This window comes from Marinobacter sp. GH_1 (assembly GCF_048595985.1).
In the GTDB taxonomy this organism is placed as follows: Bacteria; Pseudomonadota; Gammaproteobacteria; order Pseudomonadales; family Oleiphilaceae; genus Marinobacter; species Marinobacter shengliensis.
The window spans coordinates 57,499-81,371 of sequence record NZ_CP184460.1; the positions used below are offsets into that span (position 1 = coordinate 57,499).

The following is a 23,873-nucleotide window of genomic DNA, read 5'->3' on the forward strand; positions in this document are numbered from 1 at the left end:
GGGGAAGGAGTCTTTGGGAGGAGAGCTTTCCAAAAAACGCTCCTGCGGCACATCCATGTGGCGCTTCTGCTCCGCCATCCCTGGCTCCGCAAATTTTTGGAAAGCTCTCCTCCCAAAGACTCCCCCAAGTATTGGAGTTGCCTGAAAGTAACTTAAACCCGAACAGCTGAGAAGGGGACTTATGAATAACCCGCTACTGACTGACGATCTGTTGCCGAAGTTCGGCCATATCCGCACCGAGCACATGGAAACGGCGATTGACCAGATTCTCAGCGAAAATCGCATGAAGATTGCCGAGCTGTCCCAGCAGGACGACCCAACCTGGGACACCCTGGCCCAGCCGATGCAAGCGCTAGAGAACAAGCTCAGCAACGCCTGGTCGGTGATTTCACACCTGAACGGCGTGATGAACAACGACGACTTGCGCAAGGTGTACAAGAACTGTCTGGAAAAGCTGACCGAGTACAGTACCGAAGTCAGCCAGAACGGTGCCCTGTGTGAGGCGTACAAGAAACTGGCCGCACGGGAGGATTTCAAGGCATTGAGTGAGCCCCAGCGTAAATCCATCGAGAACGTGCTGCGGGATTTCCGCCTGGGCGGGGTCGACTTGCCGGAAGACAAGAAGAAGCGTTACGCGGACCTGTCCCGGGAGCTGGCGGAGTTGTCCAACAAGTTCAGTGATAACGTGCTGGATGCCACTCAGCACTGGTTCAAGCAGATTACCGACGTAGACGAGCTGTCCGGCCTGCCGGAAACCGCCATTGAGGGTGCCAAGCAGGCGGCGCGGCAGAAAGATCTGGATGGCTACGTGATCACCCTGGATTTCCCCAGTTTCTACCCGGTGATGACCTACTGCAACAACCGGGAACTGCGCCGGGAGGTGTACGAGGCGTTTGTGACCCGTGCCTCAGACCAGGGCCCGGATGCGGCTACCTGGGACAACACGCCGGTAATGGCGGAAATCCTCAAGCGCCGCCATGCGCTGGCCCAGCTGCTGGGTTTTGATAACTACGCCGAGCGTTCCCTGGCCACCAAGATGGCCCGGAGTGTCGACGAGGTGCTGGAATTCCTGAACCAGCTGGCGGCCAAGTCCAAGCCCCAGGCAGAGAAAGAGTTTGCCGAGCTGAAGGCGTTTGTGAAAGATGAATACGGTGTAGACGACCTGCAGGCCTGGGACATCGGCTACTACAGCGAAAAGCTGCGCCAGAAGCAGTACGACATCTCCCCGGAAACCCTGCGCCCCTGGTTCCCTGTGGATAAAGTGGTACCGGGCCTGTTTCGGGTGGCGGAGAAGTTGTTTGATGTGCAAATTGAAGAGCACACAGGCGTAGAAACCTGGCACGAAGACGCCAAGGCCTACTGCATCAGCCGTAACGGCCAGCCCATTGCCTGGTTCTATCTGGACTTGTTCGCCCGCCAGGGCAAGCGCGGCGGTGCCTGGATGGCCGACTGCCGGGTACGCTGGCGCAACCAGCGTGGCACGCTGCAGCTGCCGGTGGCATTCCTGACCTGTAACTTCACCCCGCCGGTGGATGGCAAGCCGTCGCTGCTGACCCACGACGAAGTCACCACCCTGTTCCACGAGTTCGGCCACGGCCTGCACCACATGCTCACCCAGGTGGAAGTGATGGACGTATCCGGCATTAACGGCGTGGCCTGGGATGCCGTCGAACTGCCGAGCCAGTTCCTGGAAAACTGGTGCTGGAACCCGGAATCCCTGGCCCTGATCGCCAGCCACCATGAAACCGGCGAGCCACTGCCGGAAGACCTGCTGAAGAAGCTGCTGGCCGCCAAGAACTTCCAGTCTGGTATGGGAATGGTACGCCAGCTCGAGTTCTCACTGTTCGACTTCCGCCTGCACGCGGAATTCACCGACGTGGCTCCCACCAACCCGCTGGACATGCACCGCAAAGTTCGGGAAGAAATCGCCGTGGTCCAGGCGCCGGAGTTCAACCGGTTCCCCAACGGCTTCTCCCACATTTTCGCGGGTGGCTACGCCGCGGGTTACTACAGCTACAAGTGGGCGGAAGTGCTGGCCGCCGATGCCTTCTCCCTGTTCGAGGAAAAAGGCATCTTCGACCCGGAAACCGGCCAGGCCTTCCTGCACAATATCCTTGAAAAAGGTGGCTCCCAGGAGCCCATGGAACTGTTCAAAGCCTTCCGCGGCCGCGAACCGCAGGTGGATGCCCTGCTGAAACAATCCGGCATCACGGACGAAGCTGCCTGATACAATCCACCACGGTTGTCGCAGCGGCAACCGGGTGTGTGTTACTGGAGTAAAGTTATGGCAAGTCCGAAACGCTTCATCGCCGGCGCGGTGTGCCCCCGCTGCGCGGAGATGGACAAGATCACGATGTTCACCACCGAGGCCGGCGATCAGATTCGCGAGTGCGTGGCCTGTGGTTATACCGATGCCCTGTCTGACCAGCCGCAGCCGGAGGCTCCGGAGATTGAAACCCGGGTGAACAAGAAGGCCAACACCGATGACCATACCGTAAAGCAGGTGGTGTTTTTTAAGGCTGGCTCTGAGGACTGACCTTGTTTTGGGGTTTGGCCTTGTAGCCTGTTGGTTTGGAGATGGCCTTGTAGCCTGCTGGATTGGGGGATGGTCGGGGTTCGGGAGAGGGTTCCAAAACGGAAAACGTGGTTTTCCTGATTGTTTTGGAACCCTCTCCCGAACCCCTTTTATTTGGCTTGTTCAGAACCGCTTGGGTGCTGGAATTCCAAAGAATGTGGTGAAGCCTGGCCCTGTGTTCTGCGCTTTTATAACGATTCCTGTGAAGATCAACGTTTGGGGTTGGTGGGGGGTGTCAAAACAATCAGGAAAACCACGTTTTCCGTTTTGACACCCCCCACCAACCCCAAACCACTCTCAAAAACCGCAGGCTACCAAAAAGCGACGATCACCAAAGATCGATCAAAGCACCATAGCCGCCAACCACCCAAAGACCAGCAATGGGAGGTTGTAGTGCAGGAACGTCGGCACCACGGTATCCCAGATGTGGTTGTGCTGGCCGTCCACGTTCAGGCCCGCTGTCGGCCCAAGGGTGGAATCAGACGCCGGTGAACCCGCATCCCCCAGGGCACCGGCCGTGCCCACCAGGGCCACGATGGCCAGGGGGCTGAAGCCCAGTTGCAGGGCCAGCGGCACGTACAACGCCGCAATGATGGGAATGGTGGAGAACGACGAACCAATCCCCATGGTAATTAGCAGGCCCACCACCAGCATCAGTAATGCTGCCAGCGCCTTGTTGTCACCGATAGCGGCCACCGAGCCCTCCACCAGGCTGGCAATCTCGCCGGTTTCCCGCATCACCTCGGCAAAGCCGTTGGCGGCAATCATGATGAAACCGATCATCGCCAGCATCTTCATGCCCTCGGTGAACAGGTCATCCGCTTCCTTCCACTTCACCACACCGGAAATATTGAACAGCACGAAGCCCGCCAGGGCGCCCAGGATCATGGAGCCCAGCCATAGCTGAACGACAAAGGCCACGGCAATAGCCACGAGCGCCATCACCAGGGTTTTGGGGTTGTATTTCACATCCACCCGTTCGGTCTGCTCGATGCGCTTGAGATCGTAGCCCCGGCCGCCCCGGTAGCTGAAGAACACGGCAATCAGCAGGCCGATGAGCATGCCCAGGGCCGGCAGGGCCATGGCGGACATGACGTTCAGCTCGCTGGCATCCACGCCGTTATCGCCGACATTGGCCAGCAGGATCTCATTCAGGTAAATACCGCCAAACCCTACGGGCAGGAACATGTACGGGGTGATCAGGCCGAACGTGAGCACGCAAGCTACCAGACGGCGGTCCATACTCAGCTTGGCCATCACGTACAGCAGTGGCGGAACCACCAGGGGAATGAAGGCGATATGGATTGGCAGGATATTCTGGGACGAGATGGCAATGGCCAGCAGCAGGCCGATGATCATGAACCGGATGCCGGTGGCCGCGCCGCCCTCCTCCTGTCGGCCGACGATGGCCAGGGCCTTGTCGGCCAGGGCGTGGGCCAGGCCGGATTTGCCGATGGCCACGGCGAAGGCACCCAGGGTAGCGTACGACAGCGCTACCGTGGCACCGCCACCCAGGCCGGTGTTGAAGGCATTGATGGTGGTTTCCAGAGACATTCCTGCCACCAGGCCACCGGAAATGGCACCAATGATCAGGGCGACGACAACGTGGATGCGGCACAAGCTCAGCACGAGCATGATCAGTACCGCGGCAACAACGGCATTCATGGCAAACTCCGGGTAGGAATTGAAGATTTACCGGCGCCTTTTGGGCACCGGCAGCACGAAAAGTGGGCTAATGTGCAGGAAATGACTGCGGCAGTCAAAGCGGTTGTGTAACGATCACTCGGTGTCGAGGCGGGCGAACCTGGGGACCTGTTCGCCGGCCACTTCCACGGTTTCCCGGAACATTGCCAGCGGCCTCACCCAGAGGCTGTAGTCCCCGTAAAGGCAGCGGTACACCACCAGGGGTTCCTCGGTCTCGCTGTGCCGGGCTACGCCAATGACCTCGTAATCCTTGCCTTTGTAATGGCGGTATCGGCCGGGGGTGATGGGGTGCTTTTTGTCGAACATGCCTTCCTCTCAGGTGGTAACCGGGGATTACCCCTTAATTTCGGCGGACTCCCGCGCCAGTTACGTCTACACTTAACTCAGACGCTGGGGTTTGGATCTGTCGCCGTGCAGCCGTTCCCCAGTGTAGTTCAAGACTCCAGAGCCGGGAATAACAGACAAGAATGAAAGGCCCTTTTCCGCGCACCATATGCCAGCTTTTCGGGCTGTTGCTGTGTGTTGTCAGCTTCCGGGTGTTTGCAGAGCCCGTGGGATTTGACTGGGTTGAGGTGCCCGAGGACAACCTGACCGTTACCCAGGTACAGCAACTGCCTGATAGCCAATGGCAATACAATAGCGCTGCCAGGGTGCTGAACCAGGGCTTCAGCAATGGTGCGTTCTGGCTGAGGGTGCCGATTACGCCGGAGCCCGTCAACCGGGTGCTGGAAATCGCCTATCCGTTGTTGGATGAGGTATCCGTTTACTGGGAACTGGACGGCCAGATTGTCGAATCTCACCACACCGGAGACACCCGGCCATTCGATACCCGGCCGATCATACATCGTAATTTTGTGTTTCTGGTGCCGTCGAACACCGAGCCAGTCGTCGCCTGGGTAAGGGTGAAAACTCAGGGAGCGGTGCAAATTCCCATGGCGGTTACGACATCAGCCCGGTTTCTCGCCAACGAGCAGTTTTCCTATGGCTGGCAGGCCATGTTTCTGGGCATCGTGGTGGCTTTGTCGTTTTATAACCTCTTTCTTTTTGTCATCGTTCGCCACACCACGTACCTGTGGTATGTGCTCACAGTTGTATCAACCGGCATGATCCAGCTCAACTTTAATGGCTTGCTATTCCAATGGATCTGGCCTGATCTACCCGGCCTCAACCGCTACTTTACGGTGCCGGCGATCAGTCTTGGCATGTTTTGCGCCGTCATGTTCACCATTAAGTTTCTGGCGGTACGTCACTACAGTCTCCTCAGTTATCGCATCTTGCAGGGGGTGATCGGCGCCTGCAGTTTTACCTTCTTCTACGGTGTGTTTGGTCCCTATCAAAGTGGCATTGCTCTGGTCAGTGGGATCGCTGCTTTTGCAACTCCGGCGGCGTGGCTGATCGGGCTGTATGTCTGGCGTCAGGGGCAGGTGCTTGCGGGGTTTTACGTGCTTGCCTGGACGCCTCTGCTGGTGGGCCATCTGGTGCTGGCGGTCAGTAAGCTGGGCTGGATACCCACCAGTCAGGTCACCGAACTGGTGCCTCAGGCAGGGGTGGCGATTGAGGCTATTCTGCTATCGTTTGCCCTCGCCTACCGGATCAACCTGGAACGTCGACGCCGGCAGGAGGCACAGGAGCATGCACTGAAAGTGCAGCAGCAGGCCAACCTGACGCTGGAAGCACGGGTGAGAGAGCGCACCGAAGAGCTGGAGCGTGCCAACGAACAGCTCAAGGCCATTAGCCTGACCGATGGCCTTACCCACGTGGCAAACCGCCGCCGGTTTGATGAGAAACTGGAGATTGAGTGGGGCCGTGCGCTGCGCCATGAGCACGAGCTGAGCTTGCTGTTACTGGATATTGATCACTTCAAGCGGGTCAATGATGAGCTGGGGCATCTGACCGGCGATGATTGCCTGGTGGCACTTGCCGGCATTTTGCGGGCGGAAGTCCAGCGGGCAGGCGACCTTGTGGCACGTTACGGCGGTGAGGAGTTTGCGATACTGCTGCCAACCACCGATTCCGAGGGTGCCCTGTTAGTGGCAGAGCGCATTCGCAAGGCGGTTGCGGGAACCCCTGTGGCCACTAAAGAGCAGGATGCGCCGGTGCCACTGACCATCAGCGTTGGTGTGGCAACCATGCTACCGGCGAGAGGCGTCAGCAGCCCAGAGCTGATGCGCCGCGCCGATGAAGCGCTCTATGCCGCCAAGGATAATGGCCGCAATCGGGTGGCGGTGTGGCAGCCGAAAGTGCCGGCCCCCACCGCCGACTCCTGAGTCTCAGTTTTTCAGTTTGTACTTGCCTGGGCCCAGGAAAATCACTGCAAAGGCAATAAACAGGAAGAAACCCTGCAGCTCCAGTGCCCAGCCTCCGTTGCTGCTGAGGCTCAACAGCTGATGCCCATGGACCAGGGCAATGGCGACGATCATATTGAAGACAATAATCAACGCGCCAATCCGGGTCTGGTAGCCCAGTATCACCATCAGCGGTGCAATGACTTCACCCACGTAAACGCCGTAGGCGAAAATGGTTGGCAGACCGTGGGCAGCCAGCTGCCCTTCGATGAAGCCGACACCGTTCAACAGTTTCGCGATGCCATGAAACAGCAGCAGTCCGCCCAGGGTGAGCCGGACAATCAGTTTTCCCAAATCGGCGTTTTCGAGCAAGGTTCAGTTCTCCATCCTATAAATTGCGAATGTCAGGATACATTGTCACGAGCGCTTTTATCAGCCGGTTTTGTGCGCCCGTGGGGATATCATTCCGCTCCATGGCTAAAATCAGGTTTTCGGCCAAGGCATTGAACTCAGTGTCGGTAATACCCATGTCGGAATGCAGTTCCCGCATCGGCCGTCCGGTGTAGGTACAAGGCCCGCCGCTGAGCTCGCACAGCTGGTCGGTCAGGTTGCGGTGGAACTGGGCTACATCCATGCCTTTGAATTGCTGGTTGATACGTTCGTCGTCCACGATCAGGTAAAGCAGGTCCTCCACTACGTTGGCTATGCCCTCACGTTCACCGAGCTGCTGATACAGAGATTCGTCAGGCTGGTTATTCAGGCTCTGGCAGCCAACCAGGATCAGCGCGATCCCTGACAGTAGAGCGGCGATCAGGTGTTTGAGGTACAGATTGGCCATCATCAGAAACTCCCCTGCAGCGACAGATACAGGCCTTGTTGGTCTTCCAGTGTGGCAATGTCGCCCAGGCTTACGAGGGCGCCGGTAACTGCCAACCGACGGTCCGGGACCCAGGCTATGAACAGGTCCCACCAGTCATCTTCGGCGGCAAAATTCAGGTTGTCCGGCTTTTGCCGGTACTCCGCTCCGACCAGCCACTGACGAGTGAGGAAAATTCCTACGCTGCCTTCCATCATTACCTCATGGCTATTGTTTTGGTCACCGCCGAAACCTAGCAATCCGCCTTGGTTGGCCCGAGTTGCTCGGGCCGTCAGGTTAACCAGCAGGTTGCGATCCAGAACCGCGGCGAAGAATAGTTTGCTTCCACTGAAGTAGATATCGGTACCAGTGTCATCACGGGCACCGATTGCGGAGGGCACGGTAAAATCCCGCTGGCGCTTGTACTGTACCCCGGCGGACAATTGGCCCCAGGGGCTGTATAACACGTCGCCGGCGAGTCGGACCTTGGCCCCGAATATATCCAGGTTCAGTTCATCCTGTTCAAGGCCGAAGCCGTCTTTGAGGGTAAAGACCAAACTGTCCAGGTCTAGGGTCTGCCGTGCTATGGTGAGCTCCAGCCGGTTATTCCAGTTCAGCCCGGCACCAGTGACCGTGAGCGAGTAATCGTCCACTTCGGCACGGCTGAGTGCCAGGGTGCCGCCCCATTCCTCGTCGCTGGCATAGCTGCCCAGCAGTGCCCAGGGGACCAGGCCACCGCCGGCACTGCCCTCAATGGTGGTGACGCCTCCGGTCGCCCAAATCCGACTGCCAATGTCGGCCATGGCGGTCGATGCCATCAGAAGCGCCATGGTGAGTGTGACCAACAGTCTTGCTGTCATTCTGAATACTCCGGGTTGGGTTGGCTCAGCTCCCCTTTGCGGTCGGCCAGGGCCTGTGCAGTCTCCGGCAGGTCCTCAGGATGAACCGGGCGGCTGAGGTAAAAACCCTGGCCGAGGTTGCAGCCCCAATGTTGCAGCAACTGCCAGGCTTCCAGATTCTCAATGCCTTCGGCCACGACCTTCAGCCCGAGGCCGTGGGCCATATCAATAGTGGACTTTACGATCAGCTGGTCCTGGGGCTCGGAATCCAGCTGCAGCACGAACGACTTGTCGATTTTCAGCTCCTGTACCGGCAGCTTGCGCAGCTGGGACAATGAGGAGTAGCCGGTGCCAAAGTCATCCACCGACAGGGTTACGCCCAGCTCCCGGAGCTGGTTCAGGGTAGCCATTGCCTCCTCCGGATCCTCCATCAGTGCACTTTCAGTGACTTCCAGGGTGACCCGCTCCAGATCGTGGTGCCAATCGTTAAAGGTTTCCGCGATGTGCCGGGTCAGGTCGGGCCAGGTCAGGTCCATTGCGGACAGGTTAATGGCGACGCCCGCGTCGACACCCTGCTCATGCCATTGTCGGGCATCCCTGGCGACCCGTTTCAGGATATGGGCCGTCAGATCGTGGATCTGCCCTGACTGTTCGGCGAGAAAGATGAACTCTTCTGGGGACACAAAGCCCAGTTCCGGATGAATCCACCGTACCAGGGCCTCTACCTGCACCAGCTTCCCGGTCTGGCTGTTCAGTTTTGGCTGGTAGTTCATGTGCAACCCGTCACTCAGGATAGCGGCATGCAGGTCGGTGATCAGTTTCAGTTCTCTGAGATGGCTCTCATCCTGCCCAGGCTGGTATCGGGTAAAGGGTTCTGGGTTTGCCTCGGCCTGTTCGAACGTCAGGTTGAGCCTGCGGCGCAGAGCATCGGTGTCTGAGGCGTCCTCGGGCAATTCCATGGTTACCATGGTGACGCGCAGGGAGAAGGGAGTCTGGTCCACCTGCAGCGGAGACTCAATGAGTGCGTGCAGTTGACGAATCCTGTGGTTGCGTCGCTCCGGGGGCAAGGGGGGAATCAGGGCCAGAAACTCGCCGCCGCCGGTACGGGCAAGGATTCGGGCATCCTGAAGTTCCTGTTGCAGGCGTTTTGAAATACCGATCAGCACCTTGTCGCCGAACTCCAGGCCCAGGGTATCGTTAATGTCGGAGAGGTCGTTGAGCCGGATACCCAGAAGGATGCCCTGGGCTTTTTGTTCAAACAGATCGGCGGCTGCCTGCATCAATGCGTTGCGGTTGCCAAGGCCAGTGACGTCATCATGGGTGGCCGCATAGCGGATCTGGGCTTCCCTTTCCCGGAGACCGGACAGCATGTCCCGCAGGGCGTTCCTGAGCTGGGTCAGTTCGCCGCCGGCCCGGATTGTGGGGGGGCGAGGGGTATTTCCTTCACCGATTGCGCGCGCGTAGCTTGCCAGTTGCAAAACCGGACGCCCCAGATTCCGGGCGATAACCAGGGCCAGCACGATGGCGAAAATAAGGATGGCGGTCACCAGCAAGGCAATTTCCACGGCCCGTCGGTAGTAGTTCTGAAGCGTGGCATCACGGCTGATCAGCAGCACTGCCTGGATGGCGGCGGGCTCCGATTCGCCAAGGTTGATAATGCGTGTGAAATAGCCGGCGCTCTCGATGAAATTGGCGTCCCCCGATGCCCCGGCGAGCTCCTGTTCAAGGTTGTCGTCAATGCTGGCGGTGGCGGCGAAACTGCTCAAACTGCCAGTCTGGTTTGATTGGGCCCGAAAAATTACCGATGTGCCACTGAGCCGGGCAATCACTTCTGCCAGGGGTTGGTCCATGGCGAAACCGGTGACCAGCCAGGCTCGAAGTCCGGGCGCCTCAATCGGAATAACAAGAACTTCGTAACCCCTACCGTCGATTGCCCGCAGTGACCGGGTGAAACCGTTGCGGCGGGAGTTGCTCAGCTGTTCTTGTGATATTTGAGGAAAGGGTTGTTGCAGTGTAGAGGCCAGAGGCTTTCCCTGGCTGTCCAGTAACAGCGCAAAGTCAGCACCCACCCTGCCGCTGTGATTTTCGAGAGCGCTGTCAATCGTGGCCGGGTCTCCGCTGGCGATGGCAGAACGGAAACCGAAATCCTGCACCACGACACTGAGCCGCGACAGTTCCAGCTCGGTGCGCCGGTCAATGACTTCGTTGGTCAGCCGTTTCCCAATGGCCAGTTGTTCCAGGGCCCTGCTTTTTTCATCCTCGAACAGGTACACCATCAGCAGGGCAACGATCACAAGACTGACCAGAGCGACCAGCGAGATCATGGCGGTAATGAGTCGGCCGCGGAACCCGAGACGAGCAGCCAAGGCCATTACAGCTTCCGGAAGCGTTGCTGGAGTCGGTCCAGGGAGCCTTCTGTGGCTGGCGCGGGTTCCAGATCGAGGGTAACGACCACTGTTTGACTGCCGTTACCTATTTCCCGAGTTACCGGGTGAGTGTTATCTAGCAGGCGTGGGTGCCATACGTTCAAGGTTATGCTGCCCTGGTTGTCTTTGGCGACCCCGGGATCGATGGGCAGGGTAACCTGGCCATGTTCGTTGGTCTGGCCGAAGGTCGAAGTGTCTGTGACCACCACAAAGCCTTGCATGTGATCATGTATGTTGCAGCCCAGCTCAACGATGCCAGGTTTGTCGAATATGATCGGGGCGGCAGGGCGATCAGCGTAGAGTTCGATATTGAACGTCTTTGCGGGTGAAAACGAGTAGACGTGGTGTTGTGTATTGTCACGGTTCGGAAAATCCACGCTGGATCCGATGGGAACAACCAGAATATGAGGGTGGAAGGCACGATCCTTCTGATATATTTCTGCGATTACCGGGTCGGGCCTGAGGCCACTGGGCACCGAAACCACGGCATTGGCAACAGGCGCATCGCTGCCAACAAGCCTGACGGACACTGACAGTTCGTGGCCACTCGTTATGGCGGGTATTGCCGGCATTGAAAGGAGCGCCGTCAGGGTGACAGTGGACGTTTTCATGGATTCCTCGAGCATATCAGACCATACCAGAACCGAGCGAAAATCGAATGTGATTCCGTACTAACAGGTTCTCCCAATAATGCCGCATCCAGTCCCAGGCTCGGTTGTTGACTTGGTCGATAAAAGGATCAAGATCAAGATTGTAATAATCCGGTGTGCCGGCGATCTGCAGTACGGTGACGGTAATGGAATCATCGAGTTCGTTAGCGAATGGCTCGCCAATCAGTTCGTGGGCCAGCAGGTTGGCACGGGTTGCCTCCAGATCCACCAGTTCGCTGGCTCGAATTGAGCGGTTACTGTCGTGCATCTCTTCCATCAACCGATGACAGAGGTAGGCTCGTATCAGAAGCCCATCCAGACCGTCGTATTGCACCAACAGCACGGACGGCTGGGTAAAGTAGCGGATAGCGGCGTCGACGAAAGGCTGAAACAGCTGGGACTTGCCGGCCTCCCGTGCGCAGGCATCAACACACTCGATCAGTCTTGGCGCCATTTCGATGTATTCGACGGCAAACTGGAACAACGACGTGGCCGGCTGATAGCCGTCAACCACGATCGCTGTGGGCAGTTGGGCGGCTTTCTCCTTCATCTGCCGGAGAAATGCGCCGGAGCGGGCTTCCTTTCGCCTTGCCTGGTCAATGATGTTGAGAACAGCCTTTGGTGTCATTTCAGGAGATGCCAGTGTATGAACAAGTTGAGGTCGCAAGGCGTTCCCCCTGGGTCGAGGAGTACACGGGCAAAGGCGCCAATGCTGAATCACAAACGCCCCCGCCGTTTCTGATCAGTGTAGCCAAGATTTTGGGCTCTGCTGTGGTTATGACAGAAGTTAACCTTTCACGGCCAGAACGCGGTTCAGGGTCAGCTCTGGCTGAACCAGGTGTCCTGGCGGGTATAACGCCAGCAGAGCCAGCCCATGCTGGCGGCTCTGGCCAGCATCAGGGCTATGAGCGACAGCCAGAGCCCATGGTTGCCCCACCCAGTGCTCAGCCACCAGACCGGCAGGAACACGCCAAGGGCCGAAAACAGCATGGTGTTCTGCATTTCCCGGGTGCGGGTGGCGCCGATGAATACACCGTCCAGCAGGAAACCCCATACCGCGGCCAGCGGCAATAGCCACAGCCAGGGCAGGTACTGCCAGGCCGCGGTGCGCACCTCTTCCAGCCCGGTGAGCAGGCTGATCAGCCATCGACCTCCAAGGACAAAGGCAATGGTCAGTATCAGCGAGCCCCATAAAGACCAGCGCAGGGCGCTTCGGAAAGCCAGGCGAAAGCGCCGCCGGCTGCCCTTGCCAACGGCTTCGCCAATCAGTGCCTCGGCGGCATTGGCGAACCCGTCCAGGGCATTGGAGATCACCAGCAAAAAGGTAATCAGCACAGCATTGGCGGCCAGGATCACATCGCCTTGGCGGGCGCCTTGGGCAGTGAAAAACGCCAGCACCAGCAGCAGTGCGATGGTCCTGACCATGATGTAGCGATTCACCTGCAGAATCGCCAGGTAATCGGACACCTGGCCGATCAGCGCCCGGGTCAGCCGCTGGCCTTCGGGCATTCTGCGTAACACGATGGCAAAACCGATCAGGGCGGCACCGTACTCGGCGATGACCGTGGCCAGGGCCACGCCGCGACTGTTCCAGCCCAGAACCGTCACAAAAAACACATCGAGCACGATGTTGATGCCGTTGGCGATGATGAGCATCACCATAGGCCCCCGGGGGAACTGGGTACCAATGAGCCAGCCCACCAGGGTGTACTGGCACAGTACCGCCGGCGCGCTCCAGATCCTGATTGCCGCGTATTCGGCGGCCAGCTCGGCCACCGCCGGGCTGGGGTTCATCAGGGTCAGGCCCAGGCTGATCAGGGGCTTATGAAATACGATGAGCATCAGGCCGATGCCGACCGCCAGCACGATGGAACGCAGCAGCAGCGCTACCTGGGCGAAGGGGTCACGTTTGCCCCAGGCCTGGGCCGCCAGCCCCGTGGTTCCCATGCGCATAAAGCCGAATGTCCAATACAGAATACTGAACAGGTTGGCACCGACCGCCACAGCACCAAGGTATTCCGGACTATCCAGGTGGCCCAGCACGGCGGTGTCCACCAGGCCGAGCAGTGGCACGGTCAGGTTGGTCAGCATCAGCGGCCAGGCCAGTGCCCAGAGGCGATGGTCTGTACTGGTCATTATGGGCCTTTTATGAGTTATGGTTCTCAAAATTCCGTGTTTATCCGTTTTGGATTTAAGGATTTTTTAGCCTTTTCTTGATCTGTGTCTATACTCGATCCTGATGTATCCATAATCAGGCTTTCACTCTGAGGCCATCCGGTGTTGCGAGCGCCGGGGTGTGTCGCAGGGGGATGACGCAAAATCCGACAAGAATAACACTCTGTGGAGACACAGTATGCGCGTGCATGCCAAGCGGGCAGTAGCCCTAGCCGCTGGTCTGTTGTTGCCGGTCACTGTCATGGCTGACTGGACCATGAACATGTCACCCGGGGTGACCAGCACCAGTAACCAGATTTTCAGCCTTCATATGACCATTCTCTGGATCTGTGTCGCCATTGGCGTCATCGTTTTCGGGGTTATGTTCTGGTCAATCTTTGCTCACCGCAAGTCCCGGGGTGCCAAGCCCGCGAACTTCCATGAGAACACCGTGGTGGAGGTGCTCTGGACCATTATCCCACTGGCCATTCTGGTGGCCATGGCGATTCCCGCCACCGCGACACTGGTCGAGATGTACGACACCACCGAATCGGATGTCGACATCAAGATCACCGGTTACCAGTGGCGTTGGCAATACGAGTACATTGACGACGATTTCAGTTTTTTCTCGAACATGTCGACGCCGCGCGACCAGATCCGCAATCGTCAGGCCAAGGGTGAACATTACCTGCTGGAGGTCGATAACCCGCTGGTGATTCCTGTCGGCAAGAAAGTCCGTTTCCTGCTCACCGCCAACGATGTCATTCACTCCTGGTGGGTGCCGGCATTTGGTGTGAAGAAAGATGCCATTCCCGGGTTTATCAACGAGACCTGGACCCGGGTGGATGTGCCCGGCACCTACCGTGGCCAGTGTACCGAGCTTTGTGGCAAGGACCATGGCTTTATGCCGGTGGTCGTCAAAGCGGTGCCTGAGGAGGAATACAACGAATGGGTGGCGGAGCAGAGAGAAATGGCTGAAATGGAACGCCAGTTGACCGAGAAAGACTGGACTCTCGACGAGTTGATGGAGCGTGGTGAACGGGCTTATGCAACCGCCTGTGCCAGCTGCCACCAGGCTGATGGTACCGGTATGCCTCCGGCGTTTCCGGCTCTGAAGGGCAGCCAGATGGCGCTGGAAGATATGGACGCGCACATCGAAATAGTCGTGAAAGGCTCGCCCGGTACCGCCATGCAGGCCTTCGGCAACCAGTTGAGCGAGGTCGACCTTGCCGCGGTGATTACCTACGAGCGGAATGCCTGGGGTAACAACACCGGCGAAATGGTCACGCCCAAAGAGATTTTTGATTACAAGAACCAACAGTAATCAACGCCAGATAACAACAATCACCAGCCATAACAAACGGCGGTAACGGGGGTTTTCATGAGTGCGGTTGCAGATACCCACACCCAGGACCATCATCATGGCCCGGCCAAAGGCATTAGCCGCTGGCTGTTGACCACAAATCATAAAGACATCGGGTCGATGTACCTGATCTTCAGTTTCGCCATGTTCCTGCTGGGTGGCAGCATGGCGATGGTGATTCGGGCCGAGCTGTTCCAGCCCGGCCTGCAGATTGTCGAGCCGGAATTCTTTAACCAGATGACCACCATGCACGGCCTGATCATGGTGTTTGGTGCGGTTATGCCGGCCTTCGTCGGCCTGGCCAACTGGATGTTGCCGCTGATGGTGGGGGCGCCTGACATGGCCCTGCCGCGGATGAACAACTGGAGCTTCTGGCTGCTGCCCTGTGCCTTCCTGATTCTGGTCTCTACCCTGTTCATGCAGGGCGGTGCTCCGGACTTTGGCTGGACCTTCTATGCACCGTTGTCGACGACCTACGGGCCGCCGAGTACCACCTTCTTTATTTTCGCGGTGCACATCATGGGTGTGTCGTCGATCATGGGCGCCATCAACGTGATTGCCACCATTCTGAACATGCGGGCGCCGGGTATGACCCTGATGAAAATGCCCCTGTTCGTATGGACCTGGCTGATTACTGCCTTCCTGCTGATTGCTGTCATGCCGGTACTGGCTGGTGTGGTCACCATGATGCTGATGGACATCCACTTCGGGACGAGCTTCTTTGATGCTTCCGGTGGCGGTGATCCGGTGCTGTTCCAGCACGTGTTCTGGTTCTTCGGGCACCCCGAGGTGTACATCATGATCCTGCCGGCGTTCGGGGCCATCTCGCACATTGTGTCTGCGTTCTCCCGCAAGCCACTGTTCGGTTATGCCTCCATGGTGTATGCGGTGGGTGCGATCGCTATCATGTCGTTCATGGTCTGGGCGCACCATATGTTCACTGTGGGCATGCCCTTGGCGGGCCAGTTGTTCTTCATGTACGCCACCATGCTGATTGCGGTGCCCACCGGGGTGAAGGTGTTCAACTGGGTGACCACCATGTTCCGGGGCTCCCTGAGCTTTGAGGCGCCGATGCTGTTCTCGGTGGCCTTTATCATCCTGTTTACCATTGGCGGGTTCTCCGGACTGATGCTGGCCATCGCGCCGGCGGACTTCCAGTACCACGACACTTACTTTGTGGTGGCGCACTTCCACTACGTACTGGTGCCGGGTGCCATCTTCGGCATCTTTGCCTCTGCCTACTTCTGGCTGCCCAAGTGGACCGGCCACATGTACGACGAAACACTGGCCAAGACGCACTTCTGGTTGTCGTTCATCGGTATGAACCTGGCGTTCTTCCCCATGCACTTCCTGGGGCTGGCGGGTATGCCGCGCCGGATTCCGGATTACGCCCTGCAGTTCACCGACTTCAACATGATCTCCAGTATCGGGGCGTTCATGTTCGGGGCAACCCAATTGCTGTTCCTGTTCATCGTGGTCAAGTGTGTGAAGGGCGGCAAGAAAGCGCCCGCCAAGCCCTGGGATGGTGCTGAAGGTCTTGAGTGGACCGTGCCGTCACCAGCGCCTTACCACACCTTCTCCACTCCACCGGAAGTGAAATAACCGGGAGACTGCACCATGTCTGAGCAAACAGGTGAGAAAACGCCAGAGCGTAAAAGTAATGCGAGGGTGATTGGCTGGTGCCTGTCAGGGGTGGTGGGCATGTTCGCCTTCGGGTTCGCGCTGGTGCCGTTGTATGAGGTGTTCTGTGAGATCACCGGCATCAACGGCAAAACCGGTGGCCGGTATGAAGCCAGTGCCACCCAGCAGGTGGATGAAAACCGGACCGTGACAGTTCAGTTCCTGGCCAGCAACGGCCCAGGTATGACCTGGAAATTCCGTCCGGTGGTTCGAAGTGTGCAAGTGCATCCGGGGGAATCCGTAACCATCAATTACTATGCCGAGAACCCGACCGATCAGCCCATGGTTGGCCAGGCGGTACCTAGCCTGGCCCCCTCCGAAGGCACTCTGTTCTTCCACAAGACCGAGTGTTTCTGCTTTAACCAGCAACCGCTGGAAGCGGGGGAAAGTGTGGAAATGCCGCTGATCTTTATCGTTGACCGGGACTTGCCGGAACACATCACCAAACTGACCTTGTCATACACCCTGTACGATCAGGGCAAGCAGGCGGAAGTTTCAAAGTCCGACCGGGCGCAGACAACAACTAACAATAACGGCTAAGCCATCGGAGACAGTTATGGCGGATAACCAGACCTATTACGTTCCCGAACAGAGCAAATGGCCCATCGTTGCCACTGTCGGGCTGGGGGTGACCCTCTACGGGGTGGCCTCAATCATGGTCAATGGCAAACAGGGTGAAAGCACCACCGGCTCCTGGATCATGTTCATGATAGGCGCCTTGATCATGGCGTACATGCTGTTTGGTTGGTTTGGCGCGGTCATCCGTGAGAGCCGGGCCGGCCTGTATAGCCCCCAGATGGACCGTTCGTTCCGCTGGGGTATGAGCTGGTTTATCTTTTCGGAAGTGATGTTCTTTGCCGCCTTCTTTGGCGCGTTGTTCTATGTTCGGGTGTTTGTGGTGCCCTGGCTGGGTGGTGAAGGCGACAAGGGCAGCACCAACATGCTCTGGGAGGGGTTCCAGGCCAGCTGGCCGTTGGTGAACAATCCGGACCCGCAAGCCTATCCGGGCCCCACGGAAGTCATCGGCCCCTGGGGCTTGCCTCTGATCAACACTATCCTGCTGGTAACCTCATCCTTTACCGTTACCATTGCCCATCACGCCATGAAGGCGGGTGACCGGGCAAAAATCAAACTCTGGTTGATGGCGACCATTGCGCTGGCGGTTGTGTTCATGTTCGTGCAGTCCTATGAATACCTGCACGCCTATCGGGATCTGGACCTGACCCTGCAATCCGGTATCTACGGCAGTACCTTCTTTATGCTGACGGGCTTCCACGGTGCTCACGTATTCCTTGGCACCTTGATGCTGGTGATCATGCTGATACGAATCAACAAGGGGCACTTCACTGCCGACAACCATTTTGGTTTTGAGGCGGCAGCCTGGTACTGGCACTTTGTGGATGTGGTCTGGCTGGGACTGTTTGTATTCGTCTATGTCATTTGACAACAACGTTGGTCATTACGGGACCGGGGTCGGGTTAAGCACCAGATCTCCGGTCCACAGGGAGGTCAGAACCACGGCAATGAGCAATACGCTCAACGCCACCCGAACCGCCAGGGAGTTCACCACCCGGCTGGTTTTGCCACCGTCGCGGATCAGGAAAAACAGACCACTGAACAGGCTGACCATAACCGCCAACAGCAGTACGACGATAAGAAGTTTTAGCATGGGGTGTCCCTGTTGTTGAATGGTTTTATGGACAGAGTCCCCGGTGCACGATGGGAACCTGATATCACTATAGCAAAGCATGGGTAGGTGCGGTTGATGAATCGCCGATGGCAGTTTGACTGGCGATTGCTGATGTTCAGCGGGCTGCTGTTGCCCGTGCTCCTGAGCCTGGGAGTCTGGCAACTCAACCGGGCCGAGGAAAAGCAGTTGCTTTTGGCGGCCTGGCAGCAACAGGCCAGCCAGGCCGACTGGCCAGAACTGGTCTCAGGCGGATTAGAGAAAGGGCAGCCGGTTGTTCTGACCGGCTGGTATACCGAATACACCTGGCTGCTGGATAACCGAACCCGTGACGGCGTGCCCGGATACGAAGTGTTGACCGTGTTTACGCCGGTAGAGGGGCCGTTACTGGTAGTCAATCGTGGCTGGGTTCGCGGCCCCCGCACTCGGGATCAACTGCCGGAAATCGACACCCCGGGCGGACTGTTTACCCTGGAGGGACGGCTGGATGATTATCCGGTGCCCCCCGTGCTGGCTGAGGATACGGGCCCAGCCAGTGGCTGGCCAAGACGGGTACAGGCATTACCTGCAGCCACTGTTGAAGACACGGTGGCTAGTCCGGCCGGGATGATCCTCAAGCTCTCAGACTCCGAGCAGCCCGGTGCTTACCGCGCCGATCATGCACCGGATGTAATGGGCCCACAGACCCACTACGGATATGCTGTGCAATGGTTTGCGCTTGCTGCAGCACTGACTATATTGACGTTAGTGGCGAGTTATAAAAAAAATGAAAGAATCCGAAAGACAGGAGCCGATAATGACAACGACAACGGCTGATTCCGTGACCGGGCAGGACCCCCTCAGCCCGGAACAGGTTCGTCGTGGCAGGCGCACCGCCCTGCTGCTGTTTGCAGTGGGTTTTGGGCCGATGATTCTGGCCACCATCATGTTTTATACCGGCTGGTTGAATCCGGTTGGTCATACCAACGAAGGCGAACTCCTGATGCCGCCGGTGCCGGTGCAGGCACTGAATCTGGAAACCTCAAACGGGGTGCCGCTGGCAGAGCGCTTCGGCGCTGATCAGGTCGACCCTAACTGGCTTATGCTTGTGGTCTCAGGTACTTGCGGCACCGATTGTGAGGAGCTTCTGTATCTGGCCCGCCAGGTAAACATCGCCCTTGGCAAAAATGCACCTCGGGTCAGCCGGGCAGCAGCGCTGGGCTCTGTGCCAGCCGGGCTCGAGCAACGCTGGCAGGCAGAGTACAGCTCCATGGAGCGACTGCGCCCGGCACCCGGCGCGGCAGCGGCCTGGCCCACTGGCGTGTCACCCGAGACAGCTCCCCGGATCTTGCTGATCGATCCTTTCGGTAACGTGATGATGCATTACGGCACCGAGCACACTGGCAAGCAAATGCTCAAAGACCTCAAGCATTTGCTGAAGTTGTCGCAGATTGGCTGACCAGGGAGAACGGAACGTGACGCAACAGTTTTCCCGGGAGCAATCTGCTCAAACGGTTAAGAAAATGGCCCGCTGGTCCACCGCTGCCTGCCTGCTGGCGGTGGTGGTGATTATGCTTGGTGCCTGGACCCGACTGGTGGATGCCGGGCTGGGTTGCCCTGACTGGCCGGGGTGTTACGGCTTCTTGACGGTGCCCCAGAGTGAAACCCGCATTGCCATCGCCAATGCCCGTTTCCCCGAGACGCCGGTGGATGTGTCCAAGGGCTGGCCGGAAATGATCCACCGCTACGCTGCAGGCATACTGGGCCTGGTGGTGTTTGGTCTGGCCGCCACTGCGGTACGCCACCGCCGGGCGGGTGTGCCGGTCAAACTGCCTCTGTTCATTGCTGCCTTCATTCTTTTACAGGGCGCGTTTGGCGCCTGGACCGTGACCCTCAAACTCTGGCCACAGGTGGTCGCCCTGCATTTGCTGGGTGGGTTCACCACGCTTACTTTGCTGCTATTGCTAACGCTACGTTTGCGCAAACGATCCCGGGGCTCTGCCCCTTCAAGCACAGCATCGCCGGCCCTCGCCCGCCTGCGCCCCTGGTTGTACGGTGGTCTTATGCTGGTGATCATGCAAATTGCGCTGGGTGCCTGGACCGCAGCCAACTATGCCGCCGTGGCTTGCACGGACCTGCCTACCTGCCAGGGGCAATGGTGGCCGGAAGGTATGGATTTCCAGCATGGCTTTGACATTACCCAGCAGGTTGGCCCGAACTATCTGGGGGGGCAGTTGACGGCGGATGGCCGAGTAGCGATTCATGTTACCCATCGCCTGGGTGCGGTTATCGTACTCGGCTACTTTGTCGTCCTGCTGATGCTGCTCTGGCGGAATCGAGGTGATAGCGGTCTGGACCGGAGCATCGCGTTGGTCTCGGCGGCGCTGGCCGTGCAGATCGGCCTGGGCCTGGCCAATGTGTGGCTGTACATTCCACTTTCTATTGCCGTCGCCCACAACGCCATGGGGGCAGGACTGCTGCTGACTGTGGTCAACCTGATCTGGCAACATCGGCAGCTACCACAATCTGAAACATCCCCCGCAACCCATACAACAACCATAAATCGGGAGGTAACGGCATGAGCGAGCAAGTCAAAGCGCTGCCGGCCGAGGAGCATGCGAGTTCCCTGAGCAAATCCATTTCCTGGCGGGATTACCTGGAGCTGACCAAGCCCCGGGTGGTCGCGCTGATGATCCTCACCTCGGTTATTGGCATGCTGCTGGCGGCGCCTGGCGTGCCCGGCTGGGGTGTGCTGCTGTATGGCAACCTGGGTATTGCCCTGCTGGCAGGGGCCGCCGCCGTTGTGAACCACGTCGTCGACCAGAAGATCGACACCGTGATGGCCCGCACCCGCAAGCGCCCGGTGGCCACCGGACGGATTGCTGCGATTGATGCCCTGTTGTTTGCCACCGTACTGGCAGCCGTGGGCATGATTGTGCTGGTCTGGCAGGTGAATGAACTGACGGCCTGGCTCACCCTGGCTTCACTGGTGGGTTATGCCGGGGTTTACACCCTGTTCCTGAAGCGGGCCACGCCACAGAACATCACCATTGGTGGCCTGGCGGGGGCTATGCCTCCCTTGCTGGGCTGGACTGCCGTTACCGGTCAGGTGGAGGGGCACGCCCTGCTGCTGGTACTGATCATCTTCGCCTGGACACCGCCGCACTTCTGGGCCCTGGCCATTCACCGTAAAGAGGAATACGCCAAGGCCGGTATTCCCATGCTGCCAGTGACCCATGGCAACAAGTACACCGAGCTGCACATTCTGCTGTATACCCTGATGTTGCTGGCGGTCAGCCTGCTACCTTTTGTCACAGGGATGTCAGGTGGTATTTACCTGATCGGTGCACTGGCACTAGGCTTGAGGTTCCTGCAATACGCCATCCGATTGTTGAAGGGCGATGACCGGCGGGTGGCGTTGAACACTTTCAAATACTCCATCACTTACCTGATGGCGCTATTTGTGGTGCTGCTGGTGGATCATTTTGTCTATTTTTGATTGACAGTTTCCGGGTTTATAAAGTGGAGGCCCAATGGGGCGATCGTTACGCATCACGTTGTTTGTCTTGTTCCTGGTGGTCATGCTGGTGTTCGGCCTGACGGTTGGCCGGCAGGTGTTCCTGAAAGGAGCCGGTGAATCGCCAGTGGCGGCGCCGGACCTGAGCCAGTACAACACCTATGTGTACGAGCAGCCGCGCCCCCTGGCGGAGTTCACCCTCACCAACGAACAGGGTGAAACCGTTACCCGGGATGACCTGAAGGGCCGGTGGACGTTTGTGTTTGTGGGCTACACCAACTGCCCGGATATCTGCCCGGCGGCCATGGCGAATCTGCGCCAGACCGACAAGCTGTTGTCGGCGGATGTGCCCAAACCGGATTACCTGTTGGTCACGGCCGACCCGGAACACGACACCCCGGAACAACTGAAAGCCTACACCGGCTTTTTCGGTGAAAACTTCCATGGCCTGACCGGCGACCTGGAGACCCTGCGGGAACTGGCCAAGAGTGTCAGCGCCGTGTTTGTTCATCGGGAGGTGGACGGGCAACTGCTGGTGGACCACAGTGGTCACTTCGCCTTGCTTAACCCCGAGGGCCAGCTTCAGGCCCTGATCCAACCGCCCCATAAGCCCCAGGAGCTGGCCCAGGCCTATCAGCGCATCACCCAGTGGGCCAGGAACCGCAACCCCGGCTCCTGAGCCCGTGGCTCGTTCGGCGGGCCAGCTGGCTGGACCCTATCCTGCGAAAGTCACACTGACAATTAATCGGTAGTGACCTACACTGCTCGGCCGTTTCATTGATCGACACGACCTCCGGGCTGAGCTATGACCAACTCGCACTCTGCTGACCCAAGACAGCTGTTTACCGTCCTGACCGCCGGCGCCCTGGTGTTGCTGGTGGTGCATGGTCTTGGTCGGTTTATTTACACCCCGCTGTTGCCCTACCTGGTTGCAGACGGCCAATTCAGCGCAGCGGATGGCGCTGCCGTCGCCACCTGGAACTATCTTGGGTACCTGATGGGCGCCATGCTGGCCATTCGCTGGCATCGGATTGACCAGATCCGTGTCATGCTGCCGCTGTTCCTGGCTATTCATGTGGTCACCACACTGGTGGTCACCCAGACCGACAACCTCACAGTTATATCCGCAAGCCGCTGGCTGAACGGCGTGGCCAACGGCGTGGTGTTCGTGCAGGCGCCCGCGTTGATACTGGAGTGGCTGGTGTTGCGCAACAGGGCCTCGCTCAGCGGCCTGGTCTATATCGGTGTGGGCATCGGCCTGCTGGTGTCCAGCGGACTGGTCACCGGTTCTGCGACCCTGCTTGAAGGCGCCGAGCGCTGGTGGCCCGCGGCGGTGTTGTCGATACCAATAGCCTGGTGGGGCGCCATGCAGCTGCGCAGGCTGGACGTACCGGTGCGCCAGCACGACGATTCCGGGCAGGTGGTCAGCAATACCCCTTTACTGGATCGCGCGAGTATTCCGTTGTTCCTGTCCTATGCCGGGGCTGGCCTTGGGTACATCCTGCCGATGACCTTCCTGCCGCTGCTGGCCAAGATGACCTTGCCCCAGGGCCACGGGCTACTGGACGGCACCTGGGTGATCGTAGCCCTGTTTACCATTCCCGCACCCTGGCTCTGGAACAAGTTGGGGGCCCTGATGGGGGATCTGCCGGCATTGAGGCTGAATTTCCTGATCCAGCTGGCGGGGGTGCTGGCGGCGGTGGTCTGGCCTGGGGCCTTGGGGTTGGTCCTATGTGCAGCCCTGGTAGGCAGCACGTTCCTGGGTACGGTGCTGCTGACTCAGCGTATCGGGCGGGCATTGCATCCTCATCAGGGGCCCCGGTTGTCGGCGGCGATGGTGGCGCTTTACGGTTTCACCCAGATGGTTGGGCCGTGGCTCACCAAACAATGGCTGGATGCGGGCGGTACCCTGGGGTCTGCCTTCGGTATTGGAGTGGCGGCGCTGGCGTTTGGGCTTTTGTTTGCGTTCTTTGTGCCTAGTGCTGACGCTTGGCATTCGCGGTCTTGATTTTGTGTGGCCGCAGACTGTGGGTTGTGGGGGATTGATCGGGGTGGTGGGGTATTTTTTGCCTTGGAAATGAAACTCGCTGCGCTCAGACATTCATTTTCGGCGGAAAAAAATACCCCACCACCCCGCTCTAGCTGACCACGGCGTTTC

The 23,873-nt window shown here is 58.5% G+C and carries 23 protein-coding genes; 13 read left to right on the forward strand and 10 right to left on the reverse strand.

Annotation, left to right across the window (positions count from 1 at the left end; translation table 11 throughout):
* The first annotated feature begins 181 nt into the window (after positions 1 to 181).
* Together prlC and ACNSOI_RS00245 are read left to right on the forward strand one after the other, a co-directional pair.
* Positions 182 to 2,227, forward strand: coding sequence for an oligopeptidase A (prlC, locus tag ACNSOI_RS00240; RefSeq protein ID WP_420194877.1), 2,046 nt, complete (start codon positions 182 to 184; stop codon positions 2,225 to 2,227).
* A 57-nt stretch (positions 2,228 to 2,284) separates the two neighbouring features.
* Complete coding sequence (locus ACNSOI_RS00245; protein ID WP_061331385.1) at positions 2,285 to 2,536, forward strand: YheV family putative zinc ribbon protein; 252 nt, start codon at positions 2,285 to 2,287, stop codon at positions 2,534 to 2,536.
* Positions 2,537 to 2,917: 381 nt separating this feature from the next.
* Here ACNSOI_RS00245 and ACNSOI_RS00250 read toward each other — a convergent pair whose 3' ends face one another.
* Both ACNSOI_RS00250 and ACNSOI_RS00255 read right to left on the reverse strand, forming a co-directional pair.
* Positions 2,918 to 4,240, reverse strand: a complete 1,323-nt coding sequence (locus tag ACNSOI_RS00250; protein WP_286252830.1) for a Na+/H+ antiporter family protein — start codon at positions 4,238 to 4,240, stop codon at positions 2,918 to 2,920.
* Positions 4,241 to 4,354: 114 nt separating this feature from the next.
* Positions 4,355 to 4,585, reverse strand: a complete 231-nt coding sequence (locus ACNSOI_RS00255; protein ID WP_058091846.1) for a DUF1653 domain-containing protein — start codon at positions 4,583 to 4,585, stop codon at positions 4,355 to 4,357.
* A 161-nt stretch (positions 4,586 to 4,746) separates the two neighbouring features.
* Between ACNSOI_RS00255 and ACNSOI_RS00260 the strand changes: the two genes are divergently transcribed.
* The gene (locus ACNSOI_RS00260; protein WP_420194878.1) at positions 4,747 to 6,546 is read left to right on the forward strand and encodes a sensor domain-containing diguanylate cyclase; all 1,800 of its coding nucleotides are present in this window, start codon (positions 4,747 to 4,749) and stop codon (positions 6,544 to 6,546) included.
* Positions 6,547 to 6,549: 3 nt separating this feature from the next.
* On the opposite strand, the gene ACNSOI_RS00265 is transcribed toward ACNSOI_RS00260, so the two are convergent.
* From ACNSOI_RS00265 to ACNSOI_RS00295, 7 genes are all read right to left on the reverse strand, one after another.
* Complete coding sequence (locus tag ACNSOI_RS00265) at positions 6,550 to 6,936, reverse strand: DoxX family protein (RefSeq protein WP_061331382.1); 387 nt, start codon at positions 6,934 to 6,936, stop codon at positions 6,550 to 6,552.
* Positions 6,937 to 6,952: 16 nt separating this feature from the next.
* Positions 6,953 to 7,402 (reverse strand): group I truncated hemoglobin, encoded by a 450-nt coding sequence (locus ACNSOI_RS00270; protein ID WP_286255739.1) that lies wholly within the window; start codon positions 7,400 to 7,402, stop codon positions 6,953 to 6,955.
* A gap of 2 nt (positions 7,403 to 7,404) precedes the next feature.
* Positions 7,405 to 8,280 carry a DUF3034 family protein gene (locus ACNSOI_RS00275; protein ID WP_420194879.1) on the reverse strand — a complete coding sequence of 292 codons (876 nt, stop codon included), beginning with the start codon at positions 8,278 to 8,280 and terminating at the stop codon, positions 7,405 to 7,407.
* Positions 8,277 to 10,631, reverse strand: coding sequence for a putative bifunctional diguanylate cyclase/phosphodiesterase (locus ACNSOI_RS00280; protein ID WP_420194880.1), 2,355 nt, complete (start codon positions 10,629 to 10,631; stop codon positions 8,277 to 8,279). Before ACNSOI_RS00280 ends, ACNSOI_RS00275 begins: the two co-directional genes overlap by 4 nt.
* Positions 10,631 to 11,296: a methylamine utilization protein gene (locus tag ACNSOI_RS00285; RefSeq protein WP_286252839.1), complete on the reverse strand. Its 666-nt coding sequence runs from the start codon at positions 11,294 to 11,296 to the stop codon at positions 10,631 to 10,633. Before ACNSOI_RS00285 ends, ACNSOI_RS00280 begins: the two co-directional genes overlap by 1 nt.
* A 16-nt stretch (positions 11,297 to 11,312) precedes the next feature.
* Positions 11,313 to 11,963 (reverse strand): hypothetical protein, encoded by a 651-nt coding sequence (locus ACNSOI_RS00290; RefSeq protein ID WP_106694557.1) that lies wholly within the window; start codon positions 11,961 to 11,963, stop codon positions 11,313 to 11,315.
* A gap of 191 nt (positions 11,964 to 12,154) precedes the next feature.
* On the reverse strand, positions 12,155 to 13,471 hold the full coding sequence (locus tag ACNSOI_RS00295) for an MATE family efflux transporter (RefSeq protein WP_156471720.1): 1,317 nt from the start codon (positions 13,469 to 13,471) through the stop codon (positions 12,155 to 12,157).
* A gap of 217 nt (positions 13,472 to 13,688) precedes the next feature.
* Between ACNSOI_RS00295 and coxB the strand changes: the two genes are divergently transcribed.
* The 4 genes from coxB to ACNSOI_RS00315 are packed head-to-tail and all read left to right on the forward strand — an operon-like array spanning position 13,689 to position 17,976.
* Positions 13,689 to 14,813: a cytochrome c oxidase subunit II gene (gene coxB / locus ACNSOI_RS00300; protein ID WP_061331379.1), complete on the forward strand. Its 1,125-nt coding sequence runs from the start codon at positions 13,689 to 13,691 to the stop codon at positions 14,811 to 14,813.
* 57 nt (positions 14,814 to 14,870) lie between these two features.
* Positions 14,871 to 16,454 carry a cytochrome c oxidase subunit I gene (ctaD, locus tag ACNSOI_RS00305; protein ID WP_058091851.1) on the forward strand — a complete coding sequence of 528 codons (1,584 nt, stop codon included), beginning with the start codon at positions 14,871 to 14,873 and terminating at the stop codon, positions 16,452 to 16,454.
* Between the two features lie 15 nt (positions 16,455 to 16,469).
* Positions 16,470 to 17,072: a cytochrome c oxidase assembly protein gene (locus ACNSOI_RS00310; RefSeq protein WP_061331378.1), complete on the forward strand. Its 603-nt coding sequence runs from the start codon at positions 16,470 to 16,472 to the stop codon at positions 17,070 to 17,072.
* A gap of 16 nt (positions 17,073 to 17,088) precedes the next feature.
* Positions 17,089 to 17,976 carry a cytochrome c oxidase subunit 3 gene (locus ACNSOI_RS00315; protein WP_058091853.1) on the forward strand — a complete coding sequence of 296 codons (888 nt, stop codon included), beginning with the start codon at positions 17,089 to 17,091 and terminating at the stop codon, positions 17,974 to 17,976.
* Positions 17,977 to 17,991: 15 nt separating this feature from the next.
* Here ACNSOI_RS00315 and ACNSOI_RS00320 read toward each other — a convergent pair whose 3' ends face one another.
* Entirely contained in the window at positions 17,992 to 18,201 is a 210-nt protein-coding gene (locus ACNSOI_RS00320) for a twin transmembrane helix small protein (RefSeq protein WP_061331377.1), read from the reverse strand.
* 96 nt (positions 18,202 to 18,297) lie between these two features.
* Here ACNSOI_RS00320 and ACNSOI_RS00325 point away from each other — a divergent pair, with 96 nt between their 5' ends.
* The 6 genes from ACNSOI_RS00325 to ACNSOI_RS00350 all read left to right on the forward strand — a co-directional run bounded on the left by ACNSOI_RS00325 (position 18,298) and on the right by ACNSOI_RS00350 (position 23,723).
* Complete coding sequence (locus ACNSOI_RS00325) at positions 18,298 to 19,035, forward strand: SURF1 family protein (RefSeq protein ID WP_286922504.1); 738 nt, start codon at positions 18,298 to 18,300, stop codon at positions 19,033 to 19,035.
* Positions 19,016 to 19,657 carry a hypothetical protein gene (locus ACNSOI_RS00330; RefSeq protein ID WP_061331375.1) on the forward strand — a complete coding sequence of 214 codons (642 nt, stop codon included), beginning with the start codon at positions 19,016 to 19,018 and terminating at the stop codon, positions 19,655 to 19,657. The genes ACNSOI_RS00325 and ACNSOI_RS00330 overlap by 20 nt, the downstream gene beginning before the upstream one ends.
* A 64-nt stretch (positions 19,658 to 19,721) precedes the next feature.
* On the forward strand, positions 19,722 to 20,780 hold the full coding sequence (locus tag ACNSOI_RS00335) for a COX15/CtaA family protein (protein WP_286922543.1): 1,059 nt from the start codon (positions 19,722 to 19,724) through the stop codon (positions 20,778 to 20,780).
* Complete coding sequence (cyoE, locus tag ACNSOI_RS00340; protein WP_058091858.1) at positions 20,777 to 21,697, forward strand: heme o synthase; 921 nt, start codon at positions 20,777 to 20,779, stop codon at positions 21,695 to 21,697. Before ACNSOI_RS00335 ends, cyoE begins: the two co-directional genes overlap by 4 nt.
* Before the next feature lie 34 nt (positions 21,698 to 21,731).
* Complete coding sequence (locus ACNSOI_RS00345) at positions 21,732 to 22,394, forward strand: SCO family protein (protein ID WP_286252854.1); 663 nt, start codon at positions 21,732 to 21,734, stop codon at positions 22,392 to 22,394.
* 126 nt (positions 22,395 to 22,520) lie between these two features.
* Positions 22,521 to 23,723 (forward strand): YbfB/YjiJ family MFS transporter, encoded by a 1,203-nt coding sequence (locus ACNSOI_RS00350; RefSeq protein ID WP_420194881.1) that lies wholly within the window; start codon positions 22,521 to 22,523, stop codon positions 23,721 to 23,723.
* Positions 23,724 to 23,873 lie beyond the last annotated feature (150 nt).